Annotated in this window: 16 protein-coding genes, 1 tRNA gene and 1 pseudogene; 14 read left to right on the top strand and 4 right to left on the bottom strand. The window is 70.6% G+C overall.

Annotation, left to right across the window (positions count from 1 at the left end; genetic code table 11):
* Positions 1–17 precede the first annotated feature (17 nt).
* Positions 18–479, bottom strand: a complete 462-nt coding sequence (locus ACGFZN_RS13795; protein WP_393858657.1) for an ALF repeat-containing protein — start codon at positions 477–479, stop codon at positions 18–20.
* A gap of 316 nt (positions 480–795) precedes the next feature.
* On the opposite strand from ACGFZN_RS13795, the pseudogene ACGFZN_RS13790 reads away from it, so the two are divergent.
* Both ACGFZN_RS13790 and ACGFZN_RS13785 read left to right on the top strand, forming a co-directional pair.
* A pseudogene (locus ACGFZN_RS13790) lies at positions 796–978 on the top strand (hypothetical protein); the annotation flags it as partial.
* Positions 979–1282: 304 nt separating this feature from the next.
* The gene (locus ACGFZN_RS13785) at positions 1283–1663 is read left to right on the top strand and encodes a DUF6083 domain-containing protein (protein WP_393858656.1); all 381 of its coding nucleotides are present in this window, start codon (positions 1283–1285) and stop codon (positions 1661–1663) included.
* Between the two features lie 80 nt (positions 1664–1743).
* On the opposite strand, the gene ACGFZN_RS13780 is transcribed toward ACGFZN_RS13785, so the two are convergent.
* The 3 genes from ACGFZN_RS13780 to ACGFZN_RS13770 form a co-directional block, all read right to left on the bottom strand.
* On the bottom strand, positions 1744–2373 hold the full coding sequence (locus ACGFZN_RS13780; RefSeq protein ID WP_393858655.1) for a DUF4291 domain-containing protein: 630 nt from the start codon (positions 2371–2373) through the stop codon (positions 1744–1746).
* Positions 2374–2566: 193 nt separating this feature from the next.
* Positions 2567–3316: a hypothetical protein gene (locus ACGFZN_RS13775; RefSeq protein ID WP_393858654.1), complete on the bottom strand. Its 750-nt coding sequence runs from the start codon at positions 3314–3316 to the stop codon at positions 2567–2569.
* Positions 3317–3443: 127 nt separating this feature from the next.
* Positions 3444–3515: transfer RNA gene (locus ACGFZN_RS13770), tRNA-Arg, on the bottom strand.
* 116 nt (positions 3516–3631) lie between these two features.
* Here ACGFZN_RS13770 and ACGFZN_RS13765 point away from each other — a divergent pair.
* The 12 genes from ACGFZN_RS13765 to prmC all read left to right on the top strand — a co-directional run bounded on the left by ACGFZN_RS13765 (position 3632) and on the right by prmC (position 19136).
* Positions 3632–4246, top strand: a complete 615-nt coding sequence (locus ACGFZN_RS13765; protein ID WP_393858653.1) for a response regulator — start codon at positions 3632–3634, stop codon at positions 4244–4246.
* Positions 4247–4431: 185 nt separating this feature from the next.
* Entirely contained in the window at positions 4432–5475 is a 1044-nt protein-coding gene (gene nrtL / locus ACGFZN_RS13760) for an ArgS-related anticodon-binding protein NrtL (RefSeq protein ID WP_393858652.1), read from the top strand.
* 55 nt (positions 5476–5530) lie between these two features.
* Positions 5531–6922, top strand: coding sequence for a diaminopimelate decarboxylase (gene lysA / locus ACGFZN_RS13755; RefSeq protein ID WP_393858651.1), 1392 nt, complete (start codon positions 5531–5533; stop codon positions 6920–6922).
* Positions 6923–7182: 260 nt separating this feature from the next.
* The gene (locus ACGFZN_RS13750; RefSeq protein WP_393858979.1) at positions 7183–8472 is read left to right on the top strand and encodes a homoserine dehydrogenase; all 1290 of its coding nucleotides are present in this window, start codon (positions 7183–7185) and stop codon (positions 8470–8472) included.
* A gap of 6 nt (positions 8473–8478) precedes the next feature.
* Positions 8479–9537 carry a threonine synthase gene (gene thrC / locus ACGFZN_RS13745; protein WP_393858650.1) on the top strand — a complete coding sequence of 353 codons (1059 nt, stop codon included), beginning with the start codon at positions 8479–8481 and terminating at the stop codon, positions 9535–9537.
* A gap of 544 nt (positions 9538–10081) precedes the next feature.
* Complete coding sequence (gene thrB / locus ACGFZN_RS13740; RefSeq protein ID WP_393858649.1) at positions 10082–10999, top strand: homoserine kinase; 918 nt, start codon at positions 10082–10084, stop codon at positions 10997–10999.
* A gap of 404 nt (positions 11000–11403) precedes the next feature.
* The gene (rho, locus tag ACGFZN_RS13735; protein ID WP_393858648.1) at positions 11404–13362 is read left to right on the top strand and encodes a transcription termination factor Rho; all 1959 of its coding nucleotides are present in this window, start codon (positions 11404–11406) and stop codon (positions 13360–13362) included.
* 234 nt (positions 13363–13596) lie between these two features.
* Positions 13597–15342: a trypsin-like serine protease gene (locus ACGFZN_RS13730; RefSeq protein ID WP_393858978.1), complete on the top strand. Its 1746-nt coding sequence runs from the start codon at positions 13597–13599 to the stop codon at positions 15340–15342.
* A gap of 195 nt (positions 15343–15537) precedes the next feature.
* Entirely contained in the window at positions 15538–16674 is a 1137-nt protein-coding gene (locus tag ACGFZN_RS13725) for an LCP family protein (RefSeq protein WP_393858647.1), read from the top strand.
* 172 nt (positions 16675–16846) lie between these two features.
* Positions 16847–17071: a 50S ribosomal protein L31 gene (gene rpmE / locus ACGFZN_RS13720; RefSeq protein WP_014675000.1), complete on the top strand. Its 225-nt coding sequence runs from the start codon at positions 16847–16849 to the stop codon at positions 17069–17071.
* A gap of 108 nt (positions 17072–17179) precedes the next feature.
* Positions 17180–18247 carry a peptide chain release factor 1 gene (gene prfA / locus ACGFZN_RS13715; protein ID WP_393858646.1) on the top strand — a complete coding sequence of 356 codons (1068 nt, stop codon included), beginning with the start codon at positions 17180–17182 and terminating at the stop codon, positions 18245–18247.
* A 43-nt stretch (positions 18248–18290) separates the two neighbouring features.
* Complete coding sequence (gene prmC / locus ACGFZN_RS13710) at positions 18291–19136, top strand: peptide chain release factor N(5)-glutamine methyltransferase (RefSeq protein ID WP_393858645.1); 846 nt, start codon at positions 18291–18293, stop codon at positions 19134–19136.
* The last annotated feature ends 44 nt before the right edge of the window (positions 19137–19180 follow it).

The raw sequence follows: 19180 nt of genomic DNA, 5'->3' as shown, positions 1-19180 counted from the left end.
CGCCGGAGCCGGTCCGGCTAGCCGTTCACCTCGTACTGGCCGACCTCGAGGAAGTAGCGCAGCGCTTCCGGAGTGTTGTCGTCCAGAGCCGCGCTTGCCGCCGCACGCACGGCGTCGCTGGTGCTGGGGTCGGCGAGGATCTTGAAGATGGCGACACGGTCGTCCTCCGCCTGAGCGAGCCGGTACCCGCTCTCGAGCCAGGCGCGCATCTCCTCAGCGGTACCGCTCTCGAGCAGAGCGTTGCCCTCCTGGGTCACCCGCTTGCCGCTGTCGGGATCGGCGAGGATGCGGAGTATCGCGATGCGCAGGTCGTCCACGTCCATGCCGTCGTAGGGGGAGCCGGCCTGCGACGCGGTGACGGCGGCCGAGGACGCACCGGCGCCGGAGCCGGACGCGGCGGCGTAGGACGGAGTGGCGAGCAGTAGGGCGGGGACGAGAGCGCCACCGGCCACGGCGAGGGTCACACGGGTCAGTCTCATGAAGAGCACCACCTTTGTCGTATTCACGAAACGGTGCGGCAGAGCGCGCGACGGAGAGATCGTTCCAAAGAAGCGCAGCCGGATCGCTACCAGAACCAAGCAGTCTTGACAGCGCTCACCTTGCCGAGCCCAGGCAGCCGGTGCGGTCTCGATCCCTGTGCCCGGCAGACAACGACAAACCACGGCATGGCTCAGCCAATTGCCGGCATCGGCACAGAACTGCGGACCTGTCGCCGGAACGAACCCGGTCTGGGCCCCTCACCGCTGCCAGAGGAAAGCGGCCTCGCTGCAGGGGTGGCACTCAAAAACGTATCCCCGCATGATCGGCTTCCGCCTGTCGCTGAGCAAGAGCATGGGCAGCAGCCGCGGCAACGCCGAGTCGGGCTTCATCCGCAGCGTCGACGACGCGGTGCACCGCTTCTACTCCACCGTGGTGGTCGACCTCGACCGCGCGGTACCCCGCCGAGCATCGTCCAAGGCGGAGGCGGCGACGGGCTGAGCCGCCACCATCACGCCGGCCGGCAGGCCACGCGCGGCTGCAGCCGGCAGTCGTAGACGCCTGCCGGCGAAGGAGGCCACAGTCAACCCGGGCTGCAGTCAATCCGGGCCGCGCGGGACCAAGGCAGTTGCCCCCAGCCTGTCGCGCTGGGGGCAACTGCAGTATCCCGGCCGCGCCTCCTCGGCCGGTGGTTGCTGACTGCACCTGCCGCGCCGTATTCCGTTTCATCAGCACACCACCGCCCCAGGCGTCCCGTCCGGTCCGCGCTCTACGCACAGACCGCCGAGGCGCCCACCCTCGCCCTATGGGGGCTTTGGAGAAGGCACCGCGTCGGCTGGGCAGGGAGCAGTCGCGTTGCCCGCACTGCGGCTTACCGCAAGACCGGGTAGCCACGCTGGAACACGACTGGGTGATGCTGGAACCGGACATGGCCCCACTGGCCCACGCCGTTCCGGCAGAACACCGGTGGATCGAACTGTCGGACGGACGGGTGACCGTTTACGGAGTCTGCCCACCGGACCAGTTCCAGCGGTGCCGTATCGAGCACCGCCTGGCCTGCCCGGCCCAGCCGCTGCCGGATCTGTGGCCATGGCTGACGGCCCTGCGAGAGGAGAACGCCCGGCAGGCGGAGCGGGACGAGCCGGAACCACCTCCGCCCCCTGAGCAATGGCCGCACGCCGGCTGACGGCCCGTTCGCATTGCGCTCTTGTGCCCTCGTCTCTGCTGGCACAGCACTTACGAGGACCTCTCAACCGGTGACTGGACTCATAGGCCCAGGTGGTCCAGGACTCCGTCGGGCACCGGGTAAGGGGATTCATGGGGAAGAAGTTGCCGGGCGGTGTCCAGGTCGCCGCCCCGAACGTACCCGTGGATCTCGTGCGCGAGGCCAGTGATGTCGGTGATGGAAACGGTCCACTCGTCTGCGTACCGGTGCGTGGCTTCGCCGACGAGGCCGAGCTGCAGCGCGCGGTAGGGAAGGGGCTGCAGATGCACATCGCGGTCGGGGTCCCATTGGACACGTGCCGAGGCCCGCTTCAACTGCCCGTTCCAAGCTGCCCGGTCGGAGTGCAGTCCGCGCTCGTAGTGGGACAGGCACGCGTGCTCCAGCGCCCATTCGAAGCCTTCGCGGGTGATCTCGACTGCCAGGACGGTCTCCTGCCCTTCCTTGGCTCCCCATCCGCAGCGATACATCATCCAGAGGAAGGACGGCTTGATCCACGTCATCCGGTCGCGCTTCCAGGCCGCCGGGAAGCGACCCTCTCGGGCGGCGGACAGGCCGATCTCTGGCGCGTAAGCCTGATAGACGATGACTGTGGAGTCGGTGTAACGGGCGCGGATCCGGTGCTTGAGTTCTGCCACGATGCCAGCGTGCGTACCCTGCCTGATGCACGCCATCGAATTACTTGGCACCGGTTGCCGAGCCTCTGGTGGCTGATGGTGGTAGCGGTGATGGCGGTGAAAGCCAGAAAGTGTTCCGCTTTGCGCTCGTAGTGACCTGGCAAGCTTGGAGCGAGGCCGGATTCGGTGCGCCTCAGCGAACCGCCGTTCACCTCAGTCGTGTGTCGTGGCGCTGATCGACGGCCGTGGCTCAGGCGTCCCAGCGATGGGTGATGGCTTCCGCGACGCTGAAGACCTCATCGCACTCGGTGCACTGTGCTTCGCCGAAAACGTAAGTCAACTTATGCGCGACAGCGGTCTGGCCATCTGCTAGTGCGCGCCTGTGGAGTCTTTGGGCCAGCCCCTCCAGAGTGGAGGCGTCCGCAGGCCGTAGAGGCACCTTCTTCGCCGCGGTCTCATTCATGTACATGCTGTCCGTCGTCGAGAAGCAGCCGTACTCGCCGAAGGCTATGAAGTTCTCCGCACTGCATGAGGGGCAGGGGACTTCGTATTCGCCGTCGTTCAGTCCGTCGAGCTGTTCGCCCCATACCTTGACCCCCTCGAAGCTGATGAGCGCGGCCAGCAAGTAGACGTAGGTGCCCGGGTCATCCCCGAGGGCCGGGTCTCCTAGGGCTTCCTCGGTCAGTTGCGCCAGGTCGCACATCTCCGAGGCGTAGACCACGTGAGGATCTTGCTCACCGTATGGCTGATCAGTGCCGGCCGCGATGGCGCCGGCCAGCAGGATCGGCATCTGCCTGTCCGTGGGCGACCAACGGCGGGCCATGTCCCGCAGGGTTGGCAAGGCCGCATGGCTCGCTGAGTAGACCGTGCCCTGATGGCACAGCCTGGACCAGAGCTCGGTCCAGCCCGAATCGTTTGCTGCCGGGCTCACTGCGTCGAGCAGGCCGGGAACGTCTTCTGCCGTGCCGTAGGCGTGGTGGAGCTGGGACCAGTCCGTCATATCAGCGATCCAAGCAGTCGGATGCCGCGGGCTTCGCGGCTGGGGCCCGCGCACGCCTGCACATACGCGAAGACCCCGGCCTCAGCGTTTTCGCTGGTGACGGGGTCTTTGGGCACCTCATGCTGGGTGCCCCCGGCAGGATTCGAACCTGCGCACACGGCTCCGGAGGCCGTTGCTCTATCCCCTGAGCTACGGGGGCGTGTCTGCTGCGGAGCTTCTCGCTCGCGGCGACGGGTAGAACACTAGCAGGTCCGGCGGGGTGATCAGGAATCCGTTTCCCGGGGTGCCGGGTGGGCGGGTCCACTCTGTGCCGGAGTGGGTCCCCTGTACGGGGTGGAAGTGGGGAAAACCCGGACGCGGTGGCCGGTCCGGACCTACTCTCGACTTGTGCCAGGCGCTTCGGGCCGGGTGCTTGTTGTGGACGACAACAAGGTCATCCGGCAGCTGATCAGGGTCAACCTCGAGCTGGAAGGGCTCGAGGTCGTGACCGCCGCCGACGGTGCCGAGTGTCTGGATGTGGTGCACCAGGTGCAGCCCGACGTCGTGACGCTCGATGTCGTCATGCCCCGGCTGGACGGTCTGCGGACCGCCGCCCGGCTCCGTGCCGATCCGCGTACGCATCATCTGCCCCTCGCCATCATCAGCGCGTGCACCCAGTACGAAGTCGACACCGGTCTCGGCGTCGGCGTGGACGCCTTCCTCGCCAAGCCCTTCGAACCCGCCGAGCTCGTCCGGCTCGTCAAGCAGCTCATCGAGCGTGGGGGCGGTGACGGCGCCGGTGGAGACGGCGGTGGGGGAGCAGGTGGGCATCGTGGTGGTGGGGACGGAGATGCTGACGCGGACGGGGATGGGGATGCGGATGGAGAAGGGGGGCAGGGCGGCGTAGGCGGTGACCATCGGGTTCCGGGGGGTATCTCCTCCGGTGGGTGAGGGCTGGGGGTGGTGTCGGTCTCCGTCAGGGTCCCCCCTGGTTCCAATGGTTTCCCTCGGGTCACTCGGCCGTGGTCGCATCGGCCCCGGGATGCCGGTCCCGCGCCCACCCCGTCGGTGCCACCGCCGTCCCACAGTGAGAACCGCCTCGCCTACCCACCCCCTCCCTCCCCTACGCTTGTCCCGTGACCCCCGTCGAGCTGTCCCGCACCGTGCTGCACGCGGTGCGTCGTGCTGTCGAGGACGGGGAGCTGAGTGTGACCGTGCCCGAGCGGGTCGTGGTGACCGAGCCCGGGGCCGGGGGGTGCGGGGACTTCGCCACGAACGTCGCTCTGCAGCTCGCTCGGCCCGCTGGGCAGCCGCCCTTGCGCGTTGCCGAGGTTCTGCGCTCCCGGCTGGCCGGCGCCGACGGCGTCCGTGATGTCGTCGTGACCGGGCCGGGGTTCCTCAACATCAGCCTCGACTCCGCGGCCGATCTCGTCACCGGGCTCGTGCGCGAGATCCGGGAGCGTGGTGCCGCGTACGGGCACGGCGACGCCCTCGCCGGGCAGGTCGTCGTGCTCCGAGTGCCGTACGAGGTCCGGGCCGAAGTCGTCGCCGACGCGGTCGTACGGATCGTCGCCACGCAGGGCGGCCGGGCCGTCGTCGAGCACGGCGAGCCCGTCGATCTGCGGCCCGTGCCCGCGCCGGAGGACCCCGCCCCGCTCGGCCCCGACGCCTCCCGGTGGGCCCTGCTCCATCCCGCGCCGCACGACCGGCCCCGGATCACCGCGGACCACCTCGTCCAGCGGGAGAGCAATCCGCTGTTCCGGGTGCGGTACGCCCATGCCCGCATCCGGTCCCTCAGCCGTAACGCCGCCCGCCTGGGCTTCACCGCCGAGCCCGGGCCCCTCGGCACACAGCCGGCCGACCCCGCCGTATCCCACCCCGCGTCGGCCCTCTCGACGCCTGGCGCCCAGGGCATCGCCCCCCACCCCCTCCTCACCCCCCTGGCCGACCACCCCCGCATCCTCCTCGCGGCTGCCACGCACCGTGCCCCGGACCGGCTTGCGCGGCATCTCGTCGGTGTTGCCGATGCCGTGTTGCCCTTCCTGCCCTGTGTGCTTCCCCGTGGTGAGGAGAAACCCTCGGCCGCCCACCGCGCCCGGCTCGCGCTTGCCGAAGCCGCCGGGACGGTGCTGGCCGGCGGCCTGTCCCTGCTCGGCATCGACGCACCCGAACATCTCTGAGGGCCCGAGAGCAGATGCGCCCCGGAGAGAGACAGAGAGTCTGAGAGCCACCGTCATGAGCCGTTCCGCCCACCCCGCCGGGCCCCGCCACGCCGACGTCCTGCCCGAGGGGCACTACACCGCGCCGCCGGCCGATCTCAACGTCCTCGACCACAAGGTCTGGGCCCAGACCGTAGGGCGCGCCGACGACGGGGTCGTCACCGTCGGCGGTGTCGACGTGAAGACCCTCGCCGAGCGCCACGGCACGCCCGCGTACATCCTCGACGAGGCCGACTTCCGGGCACGCGCGCGTGCGTGGCGTACGGCGTTCGGGGCCGAGGCCGACGTGTTCTACGCCGGGAAGGCGTTCCTGTCCCGTGCCGTCGTGCGGTGGCTCCACGAGGAGGGGCTCAACCTCGACGTGTGCTCGGGGGGCGAGCTGGCCACCGCCCTGTCCGCGGGCATGCCGGCCGAGCGGATCGCGTTCCACGGCAACAACAAGTCCTCGGACGAGATCCGGCGCGCCGTCGAGGCCGGTGTCGGACGGATCGTGCTCGACTCCTTCCAGGAGATCGTGCGCGTCGCCCACATCGCGCAGTCCCTGGGCAAGCGGCAGAAGGTGCAGATCCGGATCACGGTCGGTGTGGAGGCTCATACGCACGAGTTCATCGCCACCGCTCACGAGGACCAGAAGTTCGGCATTCCGCTGGCGGGCGGCCAGGCCGCGGAGGCCGTGCGGCGGGCGCTGCAGCTCGACGGGCTGGAGCTCATCGGCATCCACAGCCACATCGGGTCGCAGATCTTCGACATGTCCGGGTTCGAGGTCGCCGCGCACCGGGTGGTCGGACTGCTGAAGGACATCCGCGACGAGCACGGGGTCGAGCTGCCGGAGATCGACCTCGGCGGCGGGCTCGGGATCGCGTACACCAGCGACGACGATCCGCGTGAGCCGCACGAGATCGCCAAGGCGCTGACCGAGATCGTCAGCCGCGAGTGCGACGCCGCCCGGCTGCGCACGCCGCGCATCTCCGTCGAGCCGGGGCGCGCCATCGTCGGGCCGACCGCGTTCACGCTCTACGAGGTCGGCACCGTCAAGCCGCTGGAGGGGCTGCGGACGTACGTGTCCGTCGACGGCGGCATGTCCGACAACATCCGGACGGCGCTGTACGACGCCGAGTACAGCGTCGCCCTCGTCTCCCGCGCCTCCAGCGCCGAGCCGATGCTGGCCCGGGTGGTCGGCAAGCACTGCGAGAGCGGGGACATCGTGGTCCGGGACGCGTTCCTGCCGGCGGACCTGGCGCCGGGCGACCTGATCGCCGTACCGGCGACGGGCGCTTACTGCCGGTCCATGGCCAGCAACTACAACCATGTGCTGCGGCCGCCGGTCGTCGCCGTGAAGGACGGCGAGTCCCGGGTGATCGTCCGGCGCGAGACGGAGGAGGACCTCCTGCGTCTCGACGTCGGCTGAGGAGGGTCCGCACGCCGGCGCCGGGCGCGTCGGCCGAGGACCGTCCCGACGCCGGCGCCTGGCGTGCCGGCCGAGGGCGGTCCGGGCGCCGGCGGTGGGAAACCGCGGCTGACGTCGGGCGATGGGGCTGGAAGATCTCCGGTCTGCCGGGCCCGCACAAGTGAAATACGAGTCTCAGGATCCGGACGAAGGGGAGAAACTTCCGTCCGGTGAGTGAGACTGGTCCAACCGTAGACGGTATGAGGAAACGAGGTCGGATGATGCGTACGCGTCCGCTTAAGGTGGCGCTGCTGGGCTGTGGGGTTGTCGGCTCAGAGGTGGCGCGCATCATGACGACGCACGCCGACGACCTCACGGCCAGGATCGGGGCCCCCGTGGAGCTCGCGGGGGTCGCGGTACGGCGGCCGTCCAAGGTCCGCGAGGGCATCGACCCGGCCCTGGTCACCACCGATGCCACCGCCCTGGTCAAACGCGGCGACATCGACGTGGTGGTCGAGGTGATCGGCGGCATCGAGCCCGCGCGCACCCTCATCACCACCGCCTTCGAGTACGGCGCGTCCGTCGTCTCCGCCAACAAGGCCCTGCTCGCCCAGGACGGTGCCGCCCTGCACGCGGCGGCGGAGCAGCACGGCAGGGACCTCTACTACGAGGCCGCCGTCGCCGGCGCCATCCCGCTGATCCGCCCGCTGCGCGAGTCCCTCGCCGGCGACAAGATCAACCGGGTGATGGGGATCGTCAACGGCACGACCAACTTCATCCTCGACAAGATGGACTCCACCGGCGCCGGGTACCAGGAGGCGCTCGACGAGGCCACCGCCCTCGGGTACGCCGAGGCCGACCCGACCGCCGACGTCGAGGGGTTCGACGCAGCCGCCAAGGCCGCCATCCTCGCCGGGATCGCCTTCCACACGCGCGTGCGCCTCGACGACGTCTACCGCGAGGGCATGACCGAGGTCACCGCCGCAGACTTCCGCTCGGCGAAGGAGATGGGCTGCACCATCAAGCTGCTCGCCATCTGCGAGCGGGCAGCGGACGGCGGCTCCGTCACCGCGCGCGTGCATCCCGCGATGATTCCGCTGACCCATCCGCTCGCCTCCGTGCGCGGCGCGTACAACGCCGTCTTCGTGGAGAGCGATGCCGCCGGTCAGCTGATGTTCTACGGCCCCGGCGCCGGGGGTTCCCCGACCGCCTCGGCCGTGCTCGGCGACCTGGTCGCCGTCTGCCGCAACCGGCTCAACGGCGCAACGGGGCCCGGTGAGTCGGCGTACGCCGCCCTGACCGTCTCGCCCATGGGCGAGGTCGTCACGCGCTACCACATCAGCCTCGACGTCGCGGACAAACCGGGTGTTCTCGCCCAGGTCGCGACCGTGTTCGCGGAGCACGGGGTGTCGATCGATACGGTGCGCCAGCAGGGCAAGGACGGCGAGGCCTCTCTCGTCGTCGTCACCCACCGCGCGTCCGACGCCGCCCTGAACGGGACGGTCGAGGCGCTGCGCAAGCTCGACACCGTGCGGGGTGTCGCCAGCATCATGCGGGTTGAAGGAGAGTAACCAGCAATGACCCACCAGTGGCGCGGAATCATCGAGGAGTACCGGGACCGGCTGCCGGTATCCGACACCACGCCGGTCGTGACGCTCCGCGAGGGCGGCACGCCCCTCGTGCCCGCGCAGGTGCTCTCCGAGCGCACGGGCTGCGAGGTCCACCTGAAGGTGGAGGGCGCCAACCCCACCGGCTCCTTCAAGGACCGGGGCATGACCATGGCGATCTCCAAGGCCAAGGAGGAGGGGGCGAAGGCCGTCATCTGCGCCTCCACCGGCAACACCTCCGCCTCGGCCGCCGCGTACGCCGTGCGCGCCGGCATGGTCTCGGCCGTGCTCGTGCCGCAGGGCAAGATCGCGCTCGGCAAGATGGGCCAGGCCCTCGTGCACGGCGCGAAGATCCTCCAGGTCGACGGCAACTTCGACGACTGCCTCACGCTCGCCCGCTCGCTGAGCGAGAACTACCCGGTGGCGCTGGTCAATTCGGTCAACCCGGTGCGTATCGAGGGCCAGAAGACGGCTTCGTTCGAGATCGTGGACATGCTGGGCGACGCGCCCGACATCCACGTCCTCCCGGTGGGCAACGCGGGCAACATCACCGCCTACTGGAAGGGCTACAAGGAGTACGCCGCCGACGGCATCGCCACGAAGACCCCGCGCATGTGGGGGTTCCAGGCCTCCGGCAGTGCGCCGATCGTGCGCGGCGAGGTGGTCAAGGACCCCTCGACCATCGCCACCGCGATCCGCATCGGCAACCCCGCCTCCTGGCAGTTCGCCCTCGCCGCGCGCGACGAGTCGGGCGGTGCCATCGACGAGGTGACGGACCGTGAGATCCTGCGCGCCTACCGCCTGTTGGCCGCGCAGGAGGGCGTGTTCGTGGAGCCCGCCTCCGCCGCCTCGGTGGCCGGTCTGCTGAAGGCCGCCGAGCAGGGCAAGGTCGACCCCGGCCAGACGATCGTGTGCACGGTCACCGGCAACGGTCTGAAGGACCCCGACTGGGCCGTCGCCGGCGCCCCGCAGCCGGTCACCGCCCCCGTCGACGCGGCGGCCGCGGCCGAGCGCCTGGGCCTCGGCTGAGCGTCGCCCGAGCGCCGGTCCGGCCGTGGGTGAGCGTCGCCCGAGCGCCGGTCCGGCCGTGGGTGAGCGTCGCCCGAGCGCCGGTCCGGTCGCGGGTGAGCGTCGCCCGAGCGTCGGTCCAGCCTCGGATGAGGACCGGCCCGAGCGGCGCCCGGCCACGGCTGGGCATTGCCCGAGCGGCGTCCCGGCCACGGCTCGGCCTCGCCCGAGCGGTGTACCGGCCTCGGCCGGCCGTCGTTCGGGCGGCGTCCCGGCCGCGGCCGGGCGTCGCGCGAGCGGCCGGCGCCGCTTCCCGCGCGGTGCCGGCCGGGGTTTTCCCTGACAGGGGGCACAAGGGGCTTGCGACACGCATCGTGCGCCTCCTGTGCGCCCTATGTCGCCACAGAACCTTCCTTCGATAGGCTGTACCGAACCCGCCCGTTGCATATGCCCGTCCCAGGGCTGTGCATCGGGGCAGCGCCGCGCCGTCTGCGCGGCCCGAGGGTCTCCCGTACGTCATCGAATGTCTTCGACAGTCACGCAGCTCAAGGAGAGTCAACGAGCGATGGCCGGTCCAGCGTTCCGCGCCGCCGCCGTCCGGGTGCGCGTTCCCGCCACCAGCGCCAATCTCGGCCCGGGCTTCGACGCCCTCGGCCTCGCGCTGGGGCTCTACGACGACGTCGTCGTCCGGGTGGCCGACTCCGGGCTGCACATCGACATCGCGGGGGAGGGCAGCGAGACCCTTCCGCGTGACGAGTCCCACCTTCTCGTCCGCTCCCTGCGCACCGCCTTCGACCTGCTGGGCGGACAGCCCCGCGGGCTGGAGATCGTCTGCGCCAACCGCATCCCGCACGGCCGCGGCCTCGGCTCCTCCTCCGCCGCCATCTGCGCCGGCATCGTCGCCGCCCGCGCCGTGACCATAGGCGGCGAGGCCCGTCTGGACGACGCGGCGCTGCTGGCCCTGGCCACCGAGATCGAGGGCCACCCCGACAACGTGGCCCCGTGTCTGCTCGGCGGTTTCACCATCGCCTGGATGGAGGCCGGCGCCGCCCGCGCGATCCGGCTGGAGCCCGGCGATTCCATCGTTCCGGTGGTTTTCGTCCCCGGAAAGCCGGTCCTGACCGAGACCGCCCGCGGCCTGCTGCCGCGCACCGTGCCGCACGTCGACGCCGCCGTCAACGCGGGCCGTGCCGCCCTGCTCGTCGAGGCCCTCACCCGGCGCCCCGAGCTGCTGCTGCCCGCCACCGAGGACCGCCTGCACCAGGAGTACCGCGCCCCGGCCATGCCGGAGAGCGCCGCGCTGGTGGAGCGGTTGCGGGCCGACGGCATCCCCGCCGTGATCTCCGGCGCCGGCCCCACCGTCATGGCGCTGGCCGACGCCGGCAGCGCCGACAAGGTCGCCCACCTCGCGGGTGAGGGCTGGGCCGCCAACCGGCTGGACCTCGACGTCCAGGGAGCGAGCGTGCTGCCGCTTGCGACCTGACACACGGTTGCCGGATTTGGAGAGGGGGAATGTTTGTTGGATCCGGTAGTGTTAACCTCGAGTCTGCACCCGACCCCACCATGGCGAGGTGCCTCGTGTCCCAGTCCGGGACAGACATTCTTCCGGGAGTCTCCCACGCCACTCCGTGTTCCGTGCGCCGTACCTGGGCAGTACGTCGTATGCGGGCACTGAGCGGGTCGCCGGGCACGCTCCGGAATCGGTGCTACCACGCCACGTGACACTGGGTGCCACGATCCGCGGAAGCGCCATCACCGCACATTTCCTCCGCCGCTTTGGCGGACCACCGCCCCGGCACGGTTCGCGGAAAGCAAGAACCGTAGCCGGACAGCACAACCGGTCGCCGAGCCAGACAGGCCGACGTCCGCTCCAGGGAAGGACCCTTCGTGAGCGACACCACCGATCTGATGGGCGCACGTGTCGAGGAGACCGCTGCCGCGCCCGCCACGGACGCCTCCGCGCCTGCCACCGGTGCCGGCTCCCGGCGGCGCCGCGGTACCGGCCTCGAGGGCATGGTGCTGGCCGAGCTGCAGCAGGTCGCCTCGGGCCTCGGCATCAGGGGCACCGCGCGGATGCGCAAGAGCCAGCTGATCGAGGTCATCAAGGAAGCGCAGGCCGCGGGCGGCACGGCCGCCAAGGCCGAGACCGCCGCCTCCGCCGAGACCAAGCCCAAGCGCCGCGCCACCTCCAAGGCCCGTACGGGTGAGGCCGCCGTCGACGGCGAGAAGAAGGCCGAGGCCCCCGCCGAGAAGGCCGTGGCCCAGCAGCAGATCGAGATTCCCGGCCAGCCGGCCTCCGACGAGCCGGCCGAGCGCCGCCGTCGCCGTGCCACCGCCGAGGCCGGCAGCCCCGCGCCGAGCGGTGCCGAGACCGTCTCCGCCGAGGCGAAGGCCGAGCCCAAGGCCGAGACGCCCGCCCAGCAGCAGGGCGAGGCGAAGGGCGACGCCGGTGACGGCGAGGGCCGTGGCCGCCGCGACCGCCGTGAGCGCGGCCGCGACCGTGACCGTGACCGCCGCAACAAGGGCGACGACCAGCAGGGCGGCGGCCAGCAGCGTCAGCAGCAGGGCCAGCAGCAGGGGCGTCAGGACGGCCGGCAGGACGACGACGACTTCGAGGGCGGCCGCCGCGGCCGGCGCGGCCGCTACCGCGACCGCCGGGGCCGGCGCGGCCGCGACGACATCGCCGAGCCGCAGGTCGCCGAGGACGACGTCCTGATCCCCGTCGCGGGCATCCTGGACATCCTCGACAACTACGCCTTCATCCGGACCTCCGGCTACCTGCCCGGCCCGAACGACGTGTACGTCTCCCTCGCCCAGGTCCGCAAGAACGGCCTGCGCAAGGGCGACCACATCACCGGCGCGGTCCGCCAGCCGAAGGAGGGCGAGCGCCGCGAGAAGTTCAACGCGCTGGTCCGCCTCGACTCCGTCAACGGCATGGCGCCCGAACACGGCCGCGGCCGCCCGGAGTTCAACAAGCTGACCCCGCTCTACCCGCAGGACCGCCTCCGCCTGGAGACGGACCCGGGCGTGCTCACCACCCGCATCATCGACCTGGTGTCGCCGATCGGTAAGGGCCAGCGCGGTCTGATCGTGGCCCCGCCGAAGACCGGCAAGACCATGATCATGCAGGCGATCGCCAACGCGATCACGCACAACAACCCCGAGTGCCACCTGATGGTCGTCCTCGTCGACGAGCGTCCGGAAGAGGTCACCGACATGCAGCGGTCGGTCAAGGGCGAGGTCATCTCCTCGACCTTCGACCGCCCGGCCGAGGACCACACCACGGTCGCCGAGCTGGCCATCGAGCGGGCGAAGCGACTGGTGGAGCTGGGCCACGACGTGGTCGTCCTGCTCGACTCCATCACGCGTCTGGGCCGCGCCTACAACCTGGCGGCGCCGGCGTCCGGCCGCATCCTTTCCGGTGGTGTCGACTCCACCGCGCTCTACCCGCCGAAGCGGTTCTTCGGTGCGGCGCGCAACATCGAGGACGGCGGTTCGCTGACCATCCTCGCCACGGCGCTCGTGGACACCGGCTCCCGCATGGACGAGGTGATCTTCGAGGAGTTCAAGGGCACCGGCAACATGGAGCTGAAGCTCGACCGCAAGCTCGCGGACAAGCGGATCTTCCCGGCCGTGGACGTGGACGCCTCCGGCACCCGTAAGGAAGAGATCCTGCTGGGCGCCGAGGAGCTGGGCATCGTCTGGAAGCTCCGCCGCGTCCTGCACGCGCTGGACCAGCAGCAGGCGATCGAGCTGCTTCTCGACAAGATGAAGCAGACCAAGTCGAACGTCGAGTTCCTGATGCAGATCCAGAAGACGACGCCGACGCCGGGCAACGGAGACTGAGCGACCACCGTTCCCCGCACCCCCGGGTGTCGAGGCCGCCCCCCGTCAGCAAGTGACGGGGGGCGGCCTTTTGGCGCTGAGAGGTAAGGGAGCGCATCAGGCGCCCCGTCTTCCTCGTCTCTCCCTGGGGGAACTCCCTTGCCCAAGCCCCTGCCCGGGCGCCACAGACGTCGTATACGCGTCGGCCTGCCCCTCGCCGCGGCCGGTGTCGCCGCGGCCGTCGCCGCCGCGCTCATGACGTCCTCCGCCGGCGCCACGACGGCCTCGGCCTCGCCGACCGTCAAGCCCGCCACCAGCTCCGCGTCGCTCTCCGCGCTGACGGACCGCGTAGCGGGCGCGCTCGCCACCGACAAGGACTTCAAGAAGGCCTCGAAGACCAAGGACACCGGGAGCGGGACGACGTCGTCGCCGTCCTCCTCCGCCACGGCGTCCGGCACCGGGACCGTCAGCCCGATGATCATCGGCGGCACCACCACGAGCATCACCTCGGCCCCGTGGATGGCCCAGCTCTGGTACTACGACGACAAGGGCACCAGCGACACCGGTGACGACCTCGGCTTCTTCTGCGGCGGTGCCGTGGTGGCGCCGACGAAGATCCTCACCGCCGCGCACTGCGTCAAGGGCTACGACTGGCACGCCAACGGCGCCGTCGTGACCGGCACCGACCAGCTGCCCACCACCGACTCCTCCGGCTCCACCGACCTGCACGGCGGCACCGTCTCCGGCGTCTGGCGGCAGTGGAACCACCCGTCGTACAACGCGACGACCATCGACAACGACATCGCCGTGCTCACCCTGCCGAACCCGATCAAGGCCACGCCGATCCGCATGACGACGTCGACCGACACGGCGTCCTACGCGGCCGGCACGAGTGCCAAGGTCTACGGCTGGGGACGCACCAGCTCCACCAGCGACGACATCTCGCAGACGCTGCGTACGGCGACCCTGCCGATCCAGTCCGACGGCACCTGCTCGGGCGCCTACGGCAGCGACTTCGTCGCGGGCCACATGGTCTGCGCGGGCAAACCCGCGACCGGCAGCGACTCCGGCACCACCGCAACCTGCAACGGCGACTCCGGCGGCCCGCTGGTCGTGAACAACCGCATCGTCGGCGTCGTCTCGTGGGGCGTGCAGAACTGCGTCGCCAAGGGCGCCTACAGCGTGTTCAGCAAGGTGAAGTCGTACGTCGGCGCCGCCTATCCGCGCATCGACGACACCAACCTCAGCGGCGACCACAAGGCCGACCTGTTCGTGCGCGAGCACTCCACGAGCACCGGCTTCGAGAAGGACTCCAAGGGGACCTCGTTCGCGTCCCGGGTCTCCTGGGGCAGCTTCTCGGGCTACAACACGATCCTGCAGACGGACCTGAACCGGGACGGCTACCAGGACTTCGTGCTGCGCCGCAGCAGCGACGGGGCGGTCTTCTGGCTGCACTACGTCCCGGCCACGCAGAGCTGGAGCAAGAAGGAGATCTTCAGCAACTGGAAGACCCGGAAGTTCACCGTCGCCCCCGGTGACGTCACCGGCGACTACCTGCCCGACCTGCTCTCCGTCGACTCCTCCGGGATCCTGTGGATCTACCCGGGCAAGGGCGACGGCTCCTTCTCCGCCCGCGTCGAGGTCGGCTCCGGCTGGGGCCAGTACAACTCCCTGCGCGCCCACGGCGACTTCACCGGCGACGGCAAGGCCGACCTGATCGCCCGCAGGAGCAGCACCGACGACGTGTACCTGTACCCCGGCACCGGCACGTCCGGCTCGGGCGCCTTCGCCTCCCGGATCAAGGTGCGCAGCGGCTGGACCGGCTACAACGCCTTCGACGCGGTGGGCGACGTGACCGGCGACGGCAAGGCCGACTTCCTGGCCCGCACCTCCGGCGGCACGCTCTACCTGTACCCGGGCACCGGCAAGGCGACCAGCGAGATCTTTGCCACAAGGATCTCGGTCGGCACCGGATTCCAGGCGTACGACATCTGGGGCTGAAACCCCAGGTGAGCAAGGCTCACCGCTGTGACCCGGTGACGCACAGTGCCCATCGCCCCACGCGATGGGCACTCTGCGTTGTGCAACTCTGTCCCGAGTTTCTCCGTCTGACCATACGGAGCGACGATGGAGCGGTACCGACCGCGCCTGACCCTGAAAGCAGGGGGTAACCGACCGACGAGACCTAGGAGCGCTGTGACCGCCGAGAGCACGCCGGAGCCCGCGATAACCGAGCCGGGCGACACCGGCCCCCGCAAGCCGGGCAAGGGCCGCCGCCGCAGGGCCGCCGGCAAGGGCCGCCGGGCGCTGCGCGCCGCGGCGTGGACGGCCGCCGGTGTGGTCGTGCTGGGCGGTACGGGCGCCGGGTACCTGTACTTCAAGCTCAACGGCAACATCCGCAGCGTCGACATCAACCAGGCCCTCGGCAACGACCGGCCCTCGAAGGCGGCGGGCGGCTCCGAGAACATCCTGGTCCTCGGCTCGGACACCCGCTCCGGCTCCAACCGGAAGCTCGGCGGCGGCACCGACGACGGCAGCGCCCGCTCCGACACGGCGATGATCGTCCACGTCTACCGGGGCCACAGGAAGGCCGCCGTCGTCTCCATCCCCCGGGACACCCTGATCGACCGCCCGGCCTGCACGGACACCAAGGGCGCCACGCACCCGGCCGTGACCGGCACGATGTTCAACGAGGCCTACTCCACCGGCGGCGCGGCCTGCGCCGTGAAGACCGTGGAGTCCCTCACCGGCATCCGCATGGACCACTACCTCGAGGTCGACTTCGCCGGCTTCCAGAAGCTCGTCGACGACCTCGGCGGCGTCCCGGTCACCACGACGAAGGCCATCGACGACCCGCAGAGCCACCTGCGGCTCAAGGCCGGCACCCACACCCTCAGCGGGCGGCAGGCCCTCGGCCTGGTCCGCACCCGGCACGGCGTCGGCGACGGCTCCGACCTGGGCCGCATCCAGCTCCAGCAGGCATTCGTCAAGGCGCTGATCAGCCAGGTCGAGCACGTCGGAGTCTTCAGCAACCCCAAGAAGCTCTACGACCTCGCCGACACCGCCACCAAGGCCGTCACCACCGACTCCGACCTCGGCTCGGTCAACTCCCTGATCGACTTCGCCGACGGCCTCAAGGGCATCGGACCCGGCCGCATGACCATGATCACCATGCCGGTCCGGTACGACCCGGCGAACCCCAACCGCGTCCTCATGGAGAAACAGAAGGCCCAGCTGGTGTGGGGCGCCCTGAAGAACGACCGGCCCATCCCGAAGAGGGCGACGGCGGGCACGGCCGGCGGCGAGGCCAACGGCGTGGTGACCGCCCCGTAAGGGACCCCGGAACGCCCCGCAGCGGTCCCCGCAGGGACCCCCGGAATAAAGAACACCGGCCCCCGGTTTTGGGGGATGGCGCCAGTCCTGGCAGACTGGTACGTCGGCTCCGGTTCACGCCCCCGCACCCCGCGGCGGCGACCCGGCGCCCTCCCGAAACCTAGGAGACACCTTGAAGCGCGACATCCACCCCGCGTACGTCGAGACGCAGGTCAGCTGCACCTGCGGCGCGTCGTTCACCACCCGCAGCACCATCGAGTCCGGCACCATCCGGGCCGAGGTCTGCTCCGAGTGCCACCCGTTCTACACGGGCAAGCAGAAGATCCTCGACACCGGTGGCCGTGTGGCCCGCTTCGAGGCCCGCTTCGGCAAGGCTGCCGCCGGCTCCAAGAAGTAGCGAGCCCCATTTCGCCGGTCCACGGCCGTACGCCCACCGAGGCGTGCGCCGGGACCGGCGTTTTTGGTCGCCCGCCCTTCCCTCTTCACCGCAGTACAGGAGCCCAAGATGTTCGAGGCCGTCGACGAACTCGTCGCCGAGCACGCCGATCTGGAGAAGAAGCTCGCCGACCCGTCGGTCCACGCCGACCAGGCGAACGCGCGCAAGCTGAACAAGCGCTACGCCGAGCTGACCCCGATCGTCGCCACGTACCGCTCCTGGAAGCAGACCGGCGACGACATCGAGACCGCGCGCGAACTCGCGGCCGACGACCCGGACTTCGCCGCCGAGGTCAAGGACCTGGAGAAGCAGCGCGAGGAACTGACCGAGAAGCTCCGCCTGCTGCTGGTCCCGCGCGACCCCAGCGACGACAAGGACGTGATCCTCGAGATCAAGGCGGGCGCGGGCGGCGACGAGTCGGCGCTGTTCGCCGGCGACCTGCTGCGCATGTACCTGCGCTACGCCGAGCGCGTCGGCTGGAAGACCGAGATCATCGACGCCACCGAGTCCGAGCTGGGCGGCTACAAGGACGTCCAGGTCGCGGTGAAGGCCCGCGGGCAGATCGAGCCCGGCCAGGGCGTGTGGGCCCGGCTGAAGTACGAGGGCGGGGTGCACCGCGTGCAGCGCGTGCCGGCGACCGAGTCGCAGGGCCGCATCCACACCTCCGCCGCCGGCGTCCTCGTGACCCCGGAGGCCGAGGAGGTCGACGTGGAGATCAACCCGAACGACCTGCGGATCGACGTCTACCGCTCCTCGGGACCGGGCGGCCAGTCCGTGAACACCACCGACTCCGCGGTCCGCATCACCCACCTGCCGACCGGCGTCGTCGCCTCCTGCCAGAACGAGAAGAGCCAGCTGCAGAACAAGGAGCAGGCACTGCGTATCCTGCGCTCCAGGCTGCTCGCCATGGCGCAGGAGGAGGCCGAGCGGGAGGCCGCCGACGCCCGCCGCAGCCAGGTCCGCACGGTCGACCGCTCCGAGAAGATCCGCACCTACAACTTCCCGGAGAACCGCATCTCCGACCACCGCGTCGGCTTCAAGGCGTACAACCTCGACCAGGTCCTGGACGGCGACCTCGACGCGGTCATCCAGGCCTGCGTCGACGCCGACTCGGCGGCGAAGCTGGCGGCCGCGTAGGACGCGCACCCGCACCAGTACGAGCACGACACGGAGGACTCGCGTGAACCTGCTGCTCGCCGAGGTGGCCCAGGCCACCCAGCGGCTGGCCGACGCCGGCGTGCCCTCGCCGCGCACCGACGCGGAGGAGCTCGCCGCGTTCGTGCACGGGGTGAAGCGCAGCCAACTGCACTCCGTGAAGGACTCGGACTTCGACGCCCGGTACTGGGAGGTCATCGCCCGGCGCGAGCAGCGCGAGCCGCTGCAGCACATCACCGGGCGGGCCTACTTCCGGTACCTGGAGCTCCAGGTCGGGCCGGGCGTCTTCGTGCCCCGGCCGGAGACCGAGTCCGTGGTCGGCTGGGCCATAGACGCGGTGCGCGCCATGGACGTCGTCGAGCCGTGCATCGTCGACCTGTGCACCGGCTCCGGCGCGATCGCGCTCGCCCTCGCCCAGGAGGTGCCGCGCTCCCGCGTGCACGCCGTGGAGCTGTCCGAGGACGCCCTGGTGTGGACGCGGAAGAACGTCGCGGGGTCCAGGGTCGACCTGCGGCAGGGCGACGCCCTCACGGCCTTCCCCGACCTCGACGGGCAGGTCGACCTGGTCATCTCCAACCCGCCGTACATCCCGCTCACCGAGTGGGAGTACGTGGCTCCCGAGGCCCGCGACTACGACCCGGAGATGGCCCTGTTCTCCGGTGAGGACGGCCTGGACCTCATCCGGGGCATCGAACGCACCGCGCACCGTCTGCTGCGCCCCGGCGGCGTCGTCGTGATCGAGCACGCCGACACCCAGGGCGGCCAGGTGCCGTGGATCTTCGCCGACGAGCGGGGCTGGGCCGACGCGGCCGACCACCCCGACCTCAACAACCGGCCGCGCTTCGCCACCGCCCGCAAGGCCCTGCCGTGACCCCGCAGACACATTTCCCGCAGTACGCGTACGAGGAGGCCCGC

Source organism: Streptomyces sp. NPDC048192 (assembly GCF_043202415.1).
Classification (GTDB): domain Bacteria; phylum Actinomycetota; class Actinomycetes; order Streptomycetales; family Streptomycetaceae; genus Streptomyces.
This window is presented reverse-complemented; position numbering and strand designations above follow the sequence as displayed.

What these genes read in the sequence shown, in the direction of transcription:
- thrC (WP_393858650.1), top strand. Translation starts at nt 8,479, where the DNA reads ATGACCCACCAGTGGCGCGGAATCATCGAGGAGTACCGGGACCGGCTG.
- ACGFZN_RS13785 (WP_393858656.1), top strand. Translation starts at nt 1,283, where the DNA reads ATGGGGGCTTTGGAGAAGGCACCGCGTCGGCTGGGCAGGGAGCAGTCG.
- ACGFZN_RS13730 (WP_393858978.1), top strand. Translation starts at nt 13,597, where the DNA reads ATGACGTCCTCCGCCGGCGCCACGACGGCCTCGGCCTCGCCGACCGTC.
- ACGFZN_RS13795 (WP_393858657.1), bottom strand. Translation starts at nt 479, where the DNA reads ATGAGACTGACCCGTGTGACCCTCGCCGTGGCCGGTGGCGCTCTCGTC.
- lysA (WP_393858651.1), top strand. Translation starts at nt 5,531, where the DNA reads ATGAGCCGTTCCGCCCACCCCGCCGGGCCCCGCCACGCCGACGTCCTG.
- ACGFZN_RS13775 (WP_393858654.1), bottom strand. Translation starts at nt 3,316, where the DNA reads ATGACGGACTGGTCCCAGCTCCACCACGCCTACGGCACGGCAGAAGAC.
- ACGFZN_RS13780 (WP_393858655.1), bottom strand. Translation starts at nt 2,373, where the DNA reads ATGGCGTGCATCAGGCAGGGTACGCACGCTGGCATCGTGGCAGAACTC.
- ACGFZN_RS13750 (WP_393858979.1), top strand. Translation starts at nt 7,183, where the DNA reads ATGCGTACGCGTCCGCTTAAGGTGGCGCTGCTGGGCTGTGGGGTTGTC.
- prfA (WP_393858646.1), top strand. Translation starts at nt 17,180, where the DNA reads ATGTTCGAGGCCGTCGACGAACTCGTCGCCGAGCACGCCGATCTGGAG.
- thrB (WP_393858649.1), top strand. Translation starts at nt 10,082, where the DNA reads ATGGCCGGTCCAGCGTTCCGCGCCGCCGCCGTCCGGGTGCGCGTTCCC.